This window comes from Arcticibacterium sp. (assembly GCF_055134445.1).
This window is the reverse complement of the sequence record NZ_JBSRVI010000107.1, coordinates 1-11,486: the sequence shown is the minus strand read 5'-3', so window position 1 is coordinate 11,486 and position 11,486 is coordinate 1. Positions and strand designations below refer to the sequence as shown.

Here is an 11,486-nt window from a genome sequence, read left to right as displayed (position 1 = left end):
GGTTACTTCAATAGGTATGACCAAAATAAGGATAAAATTCGGGACGTTTAACACTCATTTACGCATAATAAACTGAGATTCGGCGTAACGACCAAACTCCACGACCATTCAAAGAAAGATAACTTAAAGCACTCTAAGAAAGCTAAACGCTAGGAAACCACATGCCCATAGCTGCTGAAAATATGCCTAATGCAGTAAAAATGGTGAGTATAATCAGGCTTATAGCCATAAAATATTTTCCTGATGTTTTTGCCTTTTCTTGAGCATAAAGATACCATTCTAATACTGCCAATGGTATCAGATATTGACCAAAGGCCAAGAATGAAAGAAATGGCCCTATAAAAGTTTCAGCATTGAAAAAAAATGGTTTTTGGTAAAGCATAAAGGAAAGCATCAGGCCTATTCTAAAAAACCAGACGCCAGCCATGGAAAGAAATAAGCGAAGAGCCCACTTACGGTGTTTATTAATTTCACGAGCCATTGCATATTTAATGGTCAGTGTGGCGGCCAAGGCAATAAAGAGGGCATTGCTACTGGTACCTAAATGCTGCCAGATGTCTCCAACAGAACCCCTAGTCCATAGCATATAAATGCCGCTAAAGGCTAATATATAAGCCGCAGTAATATATATACGTCCATTCCAATGATGAAATTTAGGAGCTTCTTGTCTCATTTTGGGGAGTATTTGAAGTGGGCCGCCTATCATAACCACAACCACAAAAAACACATGAAGGGCCACGGCTATATTTCCCATGGGCTCTCCTACCCTATGCCCGCCAGACATTATTTCATTCCATTTTTCGAAATTGCCTTTGAAGCCAGAAATTCCGTAAAATGAAAATACGTAGTATGCAAAAATCCAATGACCTAAAACGGCAGTGGTAAACCAAAAACTGGCAGCGTAGTTTAGCAGCTTGTCTGCATTTATTTTCTTTTTCATTTGTAATAGCTTTTCCTCAAAGCTAATTCCCAGAAAAAGCAAAACTCCTTAACATTTGTTATTTACGATCTCCTTTCTAATTCTACTTAAGCTTTCTGGTTTGATGCCCAGATAAGACGCAATGTATTTTTGAGGTACATTTTGAATCATATTAGGTCTATTTTTCATGAGCTTAAGGTACCGCTCTTCGGCAGAAAGTACTGCTAGGTCATTGACTTGCTCCTGTTTTTCCGCTAACAATTTGTGAAAAAGTTTCACAGAATATCTTTGTTGCGTGAGCGACTCGGCAGCTGAAATCCCAATTTCGGGAAGCGTGATCTGAAGCAATTCACTATCTGTGAGACATACTACGTTTTCATTGGAGATGGTTTGATTGGCAAAATGAAAATAAGATGTAAAAAAACGTGGGCCATCATTCAGATCCACCGTAATTTCCTCTCCTTTATCATTCACATGATAATTTCTCAAATAACCTGAAACTATAAAATTATGATACGTTGGTATTTCACCAGCTTTGCTTACCAGACTTCCTTTAGTTTTTTTAACGTATTTAAAATACTTCCGAATATTAGCCTTATCCGCATCTGGTAAATCATGGATTACAGCGATGTAATTAAAAAAAGTTTGAAAATAATGCTCCATATTATTATTTAACACTAAGACATATTTGACTCAATACGCTTACCAGCAAAATGTGTTAGAAAAATTTCCCTAACACAGTACCTCCATAAAAATGGGTCAATTGTAGGAAACTATTTCTATCAAATATATCAGTGGAGTTTTTGATAGATAAAAGGTTGTCTTAAATATCATTATGATTCTAAAGCGAAGAGCGGCTGAAAATTGGCATAAGTTGAATCGTAAATGATAATGCCATTTCATTTTGCTTTATTTGAACAATGCACAGCTTTCTAAAACCCGCTTTGGACTTACCACTCTATCTAGGCCAGTTTATCTTTAAAGAAATTTACGGTTCTTTTCCATGCTAAATCCGCCTGTGGTTTATCAAACCTAGGGGTGGTATCATTATGAAAACCATGATTGGCTCCTGGATAAACAAAAGCACTATACCCTTTTCTATGTTTTTTTAAGGCCACTTCATAATCTGGCCAACCCGCATTTACCCTCGTGTCTAGCTCTCCATAGTGAAGAAGTAGCGGTGCATTAATTTGTGCCACATCTTCTGCATCTGGTTGCCCGCCATAAAAAGGTACACTGGCTGCCAAATAAGGTAATTTAACTGCCATCATGTTTGACACCCAACCGCCAAAGCAGAATCCTACTACGCCTACCTTTCCATTGCAGGATTCATGTCCTTTAAGAAAATCAGCTGCAGCCATAAAATCTTCCAACATCTCATTCTTATCCCTTTTACTTTGCATTGTTCTGCCTTCATCATCCGTTCCAGGGTATCCACCCAATGGTGTTAAAGCATCTGGTGCAATAGACACAAAACCAGCCAAGGCTGCTTTTCGGCCTACGTCTTCTATATAAGGGTTCAAACCCCTATTTTCATGAACCACCACTACGCCACCTAAAACGCCTTTAGCATCTGACGGCATAGATAATAATGCTTTTATCTCTCCTCCACCTTTTGGCGATTTATAGGTAATGTATCCTGATTTTATTCTTGGGTCATCTTTTAAAACTTGAATTTGCCCTTTATAGTCTGGCATCAAAAAACTCATTAGAGAGGCCACCGTGACAGAACCCACCGCATAGGTAGCTAATTGTTTCATAAAACCGTTTCGGTCTATACGATTATGGGCGTAATCATCATAAAGATCAAAAATCTCCTGTTTGATATCTTCTTTTTTTATTTCACTCATAGCTTTTTTATTTATATAAGTAAGATAATGATTTCCAAGCAATAAGACAATATATAGGCATTTAAATCCCGCTCTGTTTTCTTTTTTATGATAAAATATCTCAAAACAGAGCAAGTTTTCTTTTGCCTTTTCATCCAAGAACTAGAACAACAACAACAAAAAAAAATATGAAGATATTCATAAGTGCCATATTCTCCCTAATGTTATTGGCAACATCCTGCAAAACCACAGATTCTGATTTGGATCCAAGTGAAACAACACACGATGTAGATGCCTCCTTATTTTTGAATGATGCCATTTCAGTAAGTCTTGTAGACTGCATTTTATCAGACGGCTCTAGTTCGCAGTGTTATCAAATAGTTTCAAATGGTTTGGCATCTGACCACGAAATGGGACCATGGTGCCCTAGCAATATAACAGACAATGCCGATGCAGGTGGAATTTGGCTGGAAGGTGGAAACCTATACGACGTTGACGGGGAGTTCGTGAAAAACATGGCGACTTTCTACAATGATAATACTTGGAAAATGTATGATGCCAATGGCAAAATTTATAAAACAGCAAGTTTGGAAGATTGTAATAATGCCGCCAATCCAAATGTAGGTGCGGAATACGCCAATTTCTGTGTAGAATGTTTACCGTCTTACATCTCTAACGTAAGTCAGACTTACCTTATCCCTAAAACTCCAGTAATGACGGCACAGTCGACTTCTTTTGGGACTGCAGGAGCAGCACCCGCGGGAGGAGCTCCAGCAGGAGACCCACCAGCAGATGGCGTAGGCGGACCTCCTCCGGGTGGAGAAGTAGGTGGTGGTTTAGCAGCACGTGGCGTTGCATTTAATGGTATTCCATTTGATGCTCCTGCTCCTACAGACGCTATTCTAGGTGCTTATACGCTTGCTCCTTTTGATGATGCCGGCGGACATATAAACCTAAATGCAGGATATCACTACCATACCTCTACAGGTAAAACCACCAAGTTTAATCAGCCCGATGGCCATGCAGCCATGATAGGTTACGCAATGGACGGTCATGGTATTTATGAACAATTAAACGAAGATGGTTTAGAACCAGCCGACCTAGACGAATGCCGTGGACATACCGATAGCACAAGAGGTTACCATTACCATGTTTCTTCTCCTGGAACAAACAATTTCTTCAACTGCCTAAAAGGTGCTTACGCCAATTAACATGAAGTTTCAACAAACAAAAAATACCTTCAGAAAGATGCTCATTTGGTTATTTATCTCAATACCAATGCTGACATGGGCTCACCAACCTGATGTTTCTGCTACTATGTTGGTAGAAAACGAAAATAACGAGTGGATTTTAAGAGTTACTTCCTCTGCTTCTGCTCTGGAATACGAGGTAAAAAAAACCTTTGGAGAAAACGCCTATAAAACAAAAGAGGAGTTTGAAAAACTAGCTTTAGAGCATGTTAGAAACAATCTAAAGCTCACTGCCAATGGTACTAACACCTTAAAGCTATACGCAGACATGATTAAGATAGGACATGAAACTCAAATCCTTTTTAAGGTGGCAGAAATGCCCGCAGAGCTTCATTCTATAACTGTTAAAAACAGTTCTTTTAAAGACATTCATCACCATCAGGGAGCCTTAATGATATTAAAGAATGGTTTTGAGAAAAAGCAATTCTTATTAAATAACGGCAATGAACATACTTTAGAATTGACCAACGAATCTAATAAATGGATAATAGTGACAGATACCGAAATGGGTATTCCTAAAATATGGAAATTCCTTAGCATAGGTTTTGCAATCGCATTAATGACTTTAGTCGGTTATAAGCTATATCAGAAAAGGAATGTCGCCATTGTTCAACATCAATAAATAAAAACAAACTAGAAAAATGACAAAATCAAAAATAGCCTTCCTTGCACTAATCGCATTGGGAGCCTGCAAAAGCACGCAGAAAAATAAGGGTTCAGAAATGAATCAACAATCGGAACAGATGTTCACACAAATGGACGCTAACAAAGATGGATACCTTTCTAAAACGGAAGTAAAGGGACCTTTAAGTCAAGAATTCTCAAAAATAGACCTTAATAATGATGGGTTGATTTCAAAAGAAGAATTCAGTAAAGCTCCTAAACCCAACCGACCAACGTCTGGAGGAGGAAGACCTCAAGGACCTCCTAGAAATTAACCTTAGGAAGTTAATCCGGTTTACCAGAAGTCATCTAAAATTGAAAAGCCCAAGGAATCTTAAAGAAACCTTGGGCTTTTAGTATACTATTAGAGATTAATCGTATTTAGGCTTTTTCAATCTCTTCTCCTCTTTCTTCTCTTTAGGAGTTTTTGTTGCTTCTTTTTTTACGCTCTTTTGTGCGTCTTTACTTTTAGCCATGATCTTTTAGTTTAAAATTCCATCAAAGATGATAATTATTGTTAAACAAAATTAAATATATTTCAATATATAAAGATAATCCCTTCATCAAAAGGTCAGAACATAAAACAAAATAATGTAAAATGGCTACTCAAAGTCACTGTTTAGATCTTGATAAACGAAAGGAATTAGAACCCATTATAACTAACCAAAGACATATTCCAAACTCCCCAATTTGTGAAGGTAAATTCGCTATGTCAGATAGAAGACTTATATAATAATCTTCCATAAACAAATTTCCTACAAACTCCACCAGATACCCAAAACATCCTAACATTAAGAATATACCTAAAACTTTGGGCAAGAATCCAGATTTAAAAACCAAATAACCAAAAGGAAAAAGCCATAAGCCCCAGAAGACAGAATTAACATGAATTCCGTTTCTATAAGATTCTAAATGGAGCATAATCTGCGTTTGAAGATTTTGCTGATTTAAATATGCTGGTTTTGTTAAAAGCGTCAAAACATCCATGCGGTGAACCATATCTGAAAACGACAAGCATACACTTATAGCCACAAAAAGCACTAATAAAGCGGCCGAAGTAGCACTTACTTTTACAAAGAGCTTATACAATACGATTGCCAGCATCAAAAAACTCAAAGCCATCAACAAACCAGAAACTATACTGAGTTTAAAAAGCACCAAATTTCCTTTTATGTTTTCCATTGTTTTTGCAGCATTATCCCAGTCTATTAATTGATTAGGGATATACATTAAACTGAAAACACCTGTAATAATAAGTCCTAAATAAGTAAGACCAGCAAGTCTAGCAAGCCGATTTTGGGTAAGCGTCAAAATCATAAAATAAAGGTTTGTTTCATCACAAGATGCTAGTAATCAGGTGGAGGTTGCGTCTTTGTAAACGCTACGTAAAACCAATAAAAGACAAGCGGGTGAAATAACCGTTTAATAAAAACAACACCTTTTATAAGCCCTTACAAAAGTTCTCCAACGCCAGTTTCTTTACTTTAGACTGATTTTCCTAAAAGGAACATTGCCAACCCTAGCCTAATTAACCATGAAAAACAGCAAAAGGATTAAATCAATAGACCTTTTAAGAGGACTAGTTATGGTCATCATGGCTTTAGACCATGTGCGAGACTACTTTCATTATGATGCTTTTTTCTTTGAACCAACAGATATTTCTCAAACCAACCTTGCTCTTTTTGGCACTCGGTTTATTACACATTTTTGTGCCCCTGTTTTTATCTTCCTAGCAGGTACTTCGGCTTTCTTTGTAGGACAGCGTCGAAACAAAAAAGAGCTTTCTACTTGGCTTTTGAAAAGAGGTATTTGGCTAATTTTCGTAGAGCTTATTATTATAAAATTAGCATGGATGTTCAAATTAGACTTTAGCATGATCTTGCTCATGGTCATTTGGATATTAGGTGTTTCCATGATTTTCTTGGCTGGCTTTATCCATATTCCAAAGAAGCTTATGATTGCCCTTTGTCTTCTTGCCGTTTTTGGACATAATTACTATGACACATTTCAGCCCGCTAGTCGACAGCTAAGTTTCATCTGGGATATACTTCATGTTTATAGCATGAATAATTTCGGCCCCTTTGAAATTTATTCCGTATATCCATTGATACCTTGGATATTTGTTATGCCACTTGGCTATTATTTTGGTGAACTTTACCTCCCAAAAGTGACATCTGAAATCAGAACAAAAAAACTATTACAATTAGGTATTTCTATAACCTTACTGTTTTTCATCCTGCGTTTTATTAATATTTATGGTGACCCAGAAGTTTGGATGGCTTATGAAACATTTGGACAGAGTCTCATGTCCTTTTTTAATGTGACCAAGTATCCGCCTTCCCTACTCTATTTATTGATCACCTTAGGACCATCCATCATCTTTCTGGCTTTTGCTGAGAAATGGAACTCTGAGAAACTTGTTATTATAGGCCGAGTACCCATGTTCTTTTATATCATTCATATCTATACCATACACTTCTTTGCGGCCATAGCGGCTGCTTTAAGCGGCTTTAAAGCTTCAGACATGATTATAAGTGTTTGGGTGACAGAAGAGCCACAGCTTAAAGGTTTTGGCTTTAACCTCTGGGTTGTTTATGGCATTTGGATTTTGCTAATCATAGGTCTATACCCACTATGCAAATGGTATGATAATTACAAGCGAAACAATAGAGACAAATGGTGGCTAACTTATCTGTAGAAATAAATATCACTTCTAATACCTAAAGCTAAAAACAAGTAAGCACCTCCTTATCTAAGGCTAATGAATAATTGTGTATCTCATCGGCAAGTCGCCAATTTTCACTTGTATTCAGTACACGACTGCGAAGTCCCAATAAAAACGAATCATTTAAACAACCAGAAGCACGCACATGGTCTAAGGCATAATCTATGGCAACTATATACGAGTTGGGACAAGGCAAGCCGACACAACTAATTGACCCATAGTGATTTATAAATTTGCAAATTCAAACACATTTCGTATCTTTGCAATGCAAAAAGGCCGACATACTATGATGTATATCGACCTAATTTGGCCAGCTGTAACTGGACTTTGTACAGAAAAAGCCTTTTGGTTTGTTTAGGTTTCTGAGAAATGACTTCAGACCTAATTTAACTTTCAACCGTTATTAATTTGACGGTCTAAGACTTTTTCATCCCTCTTCCGGATATCTTAAAGCACCTATAATAAGGTGCTTTTTTATAAAAGGGTTACAAATCAAAAGAATGCAATGAGCCTCTATTATTGGCTATCGTATCTTCTTTATATTCATACCCTTTTTTGATTTCGCCACTTTCTTCAAGCCAATTTGGACTACCCCAGTAAACGTCAAGATTAGATGGTGAAGCTTTAAATTTAGTTATCTTACCTAAATCTTTTAGTTTTTTAGTGCGTCGTGAGAGTTGAGTTGTAATTTCGCTTTCGTCGCCACCTAACTTAGTCACCAACACTTCGGCGATTCCTCGCACCTTCATAAACCTTTGGTTTTCCTTTAAGATATTAAGGAACTTTTCGTTCCAAGTCATTTTATTATATTCAAGAGAATTATTTTCTTGGCTTTCTGTAATAATTGGTGCAATTGAATCCTTAACCTCTTGAATTGACCCCATCTTTGAGTGTTCTTCAAATATCCAATGCTTAACAACCTTTAATTCATTCTCTAATGCAGCCTCTTTCTCTATTAAATACTCCAAATGTTGATTTTTCATATCAATAAATTGTTTATGTTTCTAACATTAATTACATTTGTAGTACAAAAAAATGGACTTGGAGGGAATCAAACCCTCGATTATCTAGGTAGGAATCCAGTTATTCTCAAATCTGACAAGCCCACAAATGTTTCAAAAATTAGACCTTTTCTGTTTGCGACGGAGGGTCTTTTTTTTATTTTATACTACACCACAAATATACTTGAATCTTTTCTAAATAAACAACTAAAAAGATAAAGAAAAAAAAGGGGGGGTATAATGGATATATTAAAGGATTAAATAAAACCCCTCCTTGTACCCAATAATCGTTATTTCCCCTTATATCTAGCACACCATTTTTTATTGCTAATAATCATGGCAAATGGATTAATAGATATATTTGTCCCAACACCTGCCTAATATAAAATATTATTGTATGTTTGTATAAGAAAACGAAACAGATATGAACTTCAAATCACTTATACAATTACTAGACTACTTCAAAGACGAAGCAACTTGCATCGAGTATTATGAGAATATTCGTTGGAACGGAAAGCCTGTTTGTCCTCATTGTGGACACGAAAAGACATACAAGACTAATAGAGGTCATAAATGTGCTAATAAAGAGTGTTACAAGAAGTTTACGGTAAAGACTGGTACAATCTTCGAAAACTCTAAAATCCCTTTTAGAACTTGGTTTGCAACTATATTTCTATGTACTACTAGTAAGAAAGGTCTTAGTTCTGTGCAATTAGCTGTGCAATTAGATATTACTCAAAAGACTGCATGGTATGTATTGCACCGTATTAGAGAGATGCTGAAAGATAAATCACCAAGAATGTTAGGTGAGAACGATATGGTAGAAGCTGACGAAGCTTACATCGGAGGTAAAGAAGACAATAAGCATCATGCTAAAAGACGTTCTAACGAAAACCCTCACCTTAAAAATGATGGTACACCATATAAAGCAAAACAGGCTGTAGTAAGCATTATAGAAAGAAATGGTAAAGTTGTTCTTAAGCATATTCCTAATGCTACTAAAAGCAATATGGTGGCATTTATAGAAAAGCACGTTCCTAAAGGTTCTAAAATCTATACTGACGAAGCTAAGGTTTACAGTAAAATTGGTAAGAGGTACGGACATAAGACCGTTACACTCAATAGGTTTGTATGTAGCAGGTGATGTTCACACTAACACTATTGAAAACTTTTGGAGTACTTTAAAAAGAGGTATCTATAGTATTTATCATCAAGTAAGTGACAAACACCTAGAAAGATATTTAGACGAGTATGCAGGAAGTTTTAATACTAGAGACTTAAGCAACCAAAGTAAATTTGAGAAGTTCTTGAATGATAGTGAGAGTGTTTTAGGCTACAACAATTTAACAGCAGTTTAATATTTTGTATCTTTGCTTATGGCTAAAACAGAAAAGAAAAAAAGGTCTGATAAGTACGAAGAAAAGCTCTCTATATTAGGAAGCTTGGATGATGTATTAAAAGCGTCTGTTTCTGAAAAGAAAGAGGACGATAAAGACGAAAAGAAATAACTACATCGGTATTGACCGTTTGCTAGAGCCTAACCGAAGGAATTAGCAATTGTAGACAGTTCCTTGAAACCGGAAGTGTGAATTGGTATTAATCTTACCTAAGTGTATCGACACTAATAATTTGCAACTTCAAAAAATAAGCTTAGATTCATAAGCGAAACCCTATTTTATCTTCCTGTCCCAACTCGTATATAGTTGCATAATCTATAGTACTAACCATCCAATTATCATCATAGTTATTTACAGCCCCCATTTCTAACATGCCCGCCAGTTTCCCAATGCCTAAGAAGTTCGGGCAGGCTTTACTTGCTTTAAATTTTCTTTTATACATGCTAATTACTTTACTGCCTTCTTTTTGAATTAAAACATCGTTTTCTAAAGTCATGTTTCTATCAATCCATTCAGACTCTCCTGTTGTCCATCGCTTCTTAGTTTGTCCAACATATGAATTGAAAGCTACTTTATTTAAGACAACAACTTTTTCCCCTACATAATAACCATATGGTTTTAAAGGACCAAGTTCAATTATGAAACCTTCCAAGGTTCCATTACTTGATTCCCTATATTCAAGACTAAACCCATCTGTTCTTTCCCAAACACCTAGAATAGGATCAGAGGTCTGAGCATGCAGTGATAAAATAAGGAAAGAAAGTATTAAGGTAGCGTAAATTTTATTTTTCATTATTTAGCTATTTTGATTTATTCTGTACTTAAGTTAATGTTTTATTCCCAATATGGAACCGACCAAACATCTTTCCATTAAAAACTAAAATCAAATTAACTAGCTAACAACAAGGACATTAACAAACCGTTTGATTAATTCATCACCATATAATAAAAAAGTCGACTCATTTCTGAGTCGACTTTCAAATGTTATAAAGCAGAGAACTTAGTCTTAACTAAGAGCCGCTACACCTGGCAATACTTTGCCTTCCATATATTCTAATAAAGCTCCACCACCTGTAGAGACATAAGATACACGCTCACCCATACCTGCATTATTAATAGCAGCGGCAGAATCTCCACCGCCTATCAATGAGAATGCATTGTTTTCTTCTGTAGCCTGAACCACAGCATTCGCAACTGCATTTGTTCCATGGGCAAAGTTAGGAAATTCGAAAACACCCATAGGACCATTCCAAAGAACAGTTTTTGATGTTTTGATGGTTTCAGCAAATAACTTAGCAGATTCAGGTCCGATATCTAAACCTTCCCAGCCGTCAGGAATTTCACCTCTGTTGACCACTTGGGTTTTGGCGTCATTACTAAAACTATCCGCTATTAAATTATCTAATGGCATGATGATATTAACACCTTTCTCTTTCGCTTTTTCTAAGATAGATAAAGCCAACTCTTGCTTGTCTGCTTCCAAAAGAGAGTTTCCTATTTTACCACCTCTGGCTTTCGTGAAAGTATAAGTCATACCTCCACCAATGATTAAGTTATCAACCTTATCTAGCAACTTTTCGATGATCAAAATCTTATCAGAAATTTTTGCACCGCCCATAATTGCCGTGAAAGGTCTTTCTGCTTTTTCTAAAATACGCTGTGCGTTTTCAATCTCCGCTTGCATCAAGATCGGAAGAGCACA

Annotated in this window: 14 protein-coding genes; 7 read left to right on the top strand and 7 right to left on the bottom strand. The window is 36.4% G+C overall.

Annotation, left to right across the window (positions count from 1 at the left end; translation table 11 throughout):
- Positions 1 to 142: 142 nt before the first annotated feature.
- From ACTBZY_RS14215 to ACTBZY_RS14205, 3 genes are all read right to left on the bottom strand, one after another.
- Positions 143 to 940, bottom strand: a complete 798-nt coding sequence (locus tag ACTBZY_RS14215; protein ID WP_463047003.1) for a DUF2306 domain-containing protein — start codon at positions 938 to 940, stop codon at positions 143 to 145.
- Between the two features lie 48 nt (positions 941 to 988).
- Complete coding sequence (locus ACTBZY_RS14210; RefSeq protein WP_463047002.1) at positions 989 to 1,582, bottom strand: Crp/Fnr family transcriptional regulator; 594 nt, start codon at positions 1,580 to 1,582, stop codon at positions 989 to 991.
- Between the two features lie 299 nt (positions 1,583 to 1,881).
- Complete coding sequence (locus ACTBZY_RS14205) at positions 1,882 to 2,769, bottom strand: dienelactone hydrolase family protein (RefSeq protein ID WP_463047001.1); 888 nt, start codon at positions 2,767 to 2,769, stop codon at positions 1,882 to 1,884.
- Positions 2,770 to 2,936: 167 nt separating this feature from the next.
- On the opposite strand from ACTBZY_RS14205, the gene ACTBZY_RS14200 reads away from it, so the two are divergent.
- The 3 genes from ACTBZY_RS14200 to ACTBZY_RS14190 are packed head-to-tail and all read left to right on the top strand — an operon-like array spanning position 2,937 to position 4,936.
- Complete coding sequence (locus tag ACTBZY_RS14200) at positions 2,937 to 3,959, top strand: YHYH protein (RefSeq protein ID WP_463047000.1); 1,023 nt, start codon at positions 2,937 to 2,939, stop codon at positions 3,957 to 3,959.
- A gap of 1 nt (position 3,960) precedes the next feature.
- Positions 3,961 to 4,620, top strand: a complete 660-nt coding sequence (locus ACTBZY_RS14195) for a DUF6702 family protein (protein ID WP_463046999.1) — start codon at positions 3,961 to 3,963, stop codon at positions 4,618 to 4,620.
- A 19-nt stretch (positions 4,621 to 4,639) separates the two neighbouring features.
- Positions 4,640 to 4,936 carry a hypothetical protein gene (locus ACTBZY_RS14190; RefSeq protein ID WP_463046998.1) on the top strand — a complete coding sequence of 99 codons (297 nt, stop codon included), beginning with the start codon at positions 4,640 to 4,642 and terminating at the stop codon, positions 4,934 to 4,936.
- Positions 4,937 to 5,273: 337 nt separating this feature from the next.
- Here the strand turns inward: ACTBZY_RS14190 and ACTBZY_RS14185 are convergent, their stop codons facing one another.
- Positions 5,274 to 5,978, bottom strand: coding sequence for a DUF4386 domain-containing protein (locus tag ACTBZY_RS14185; RefSeq protein ID WP_463046997.1), 705 nt, complete (start codon positions 5,976 to 5,978; stop codon positions 5,274 to 5,276).
- 217 nt (positions 5,979 to 6,195) lie between these two features.
- Between ACTBZY_RS14185 and ACTBZY_RS14180 the strand changes: the two genes are divergently transcribed.
- Positions 6,196 to 7,359: a DUF1624 domain-containing protein gene (locus tag ACTBZY_RS14180; RefSeq protein ID WP_463046996.1), complete on the top strand. Its 1,164-nt coding sequence runs from the start codon at positions 6,196 to 6,198 to the stop codon at positions 7,357 to 7,359.
- A gap of 512 nt (positions 7,360 to 7,871) precedes the next feature.
- On the opposite strand, the gene ACTBZY_RS14175 is transcribed toward ACTBZY_RS14180, so the two are convergent.
- Positions 7,872 to 8,369, bottom strand: a complete 498-nt coding sequence (locus tag ACTBZY_RS14175) for a hypothetical protein (protein ID WP_463046995.1) — start codon at positions 8,367 to 8,369, stop codon at positions 7,872 to 7,874.
- Between the two features lie 442 nt (positions 8,370 to 8,811).
- Here ACTBZY_RS14175 and ACTBZY_RS14170 point away from each other — a divergent pair, with 442 nt between their 5' ends.
- The 3 genes from ACTBZY_RS14170 to ACTBZY_RS14160 are packed head-to-tail and all read left to right on the top strand — an operon-like array spanning position 8,812 to position 9,895.
- Positions 8,812 to 9,531, top strand: a complete 720-nt coding sequence (locus ACTBZY_RS14170; protein ID WP_463046994.1) for an IS1595 family transposase — start codon at positions 8,812 to 8,814, stop codon at positions 9,529 to 9,531.
- The gene (locus ACTBZY_RS14165; protein WP_463046993.1) at positions 9,515 to 9,745 is read left to right on the top strand and encodes a transposase; all 231 of its coding nucleotides are present in this window, start codon (positions 9,515 to 9,517) and stop codon (positions 9,743 to 9,745) included. The genes ACTBZY_RS14170 and ACTBZY_RS14165 overlap by 17 nt, the downstream gene beginning before the upstream one ends.
- Before the next feature lie 18 nt (positions 9,746 to 9,763).
- Positions 9,764 to 9,895: a hypothetical protein gene (locus ACTBZY_RS14160; RefSeq protein ID WP_463046992.1), complete on the top strand. Its 132-nt coding sequence runs from the start codon at positions 9,764 to 9,766 to the stop codon at positions 9,893 to 9,895.
- 148 nt (positions 9,896 to 10,043) lie between these two features.
- On the opposite strand, the gene ACTBZY_RS14155 is transcribed toward ACTBZY_RS14160, so the two are convergent.
- Together ACTBZY_RS14155 and ACTBZY_RS14150 are read right to left on the bottom strand one after the other, a co-directional pair.
- Positions 10,044 to 10,577 carry a hypothetical protein gene (locus ACTBZY_RS14155; protein ID WP_463046991.1) on the bottom strand — a complete coding sequence of 178 codons (534 nt, stop codon included), beginning with the start codon at positions 10,575 to 10,577 and terminating at the stop codon, positions 10,044 to 10,046.
- Between the two features lie 213 nt (positions 10,578 to 10,790).
- A partial coding sequence (locus ACTBZY_RS14150) for a phosphoglycerate kinase (protein ID WP_463046990.1) occupies positions 10,791 to 11,486 on the bottom strand: 696 nt, incomplete at its 5' end.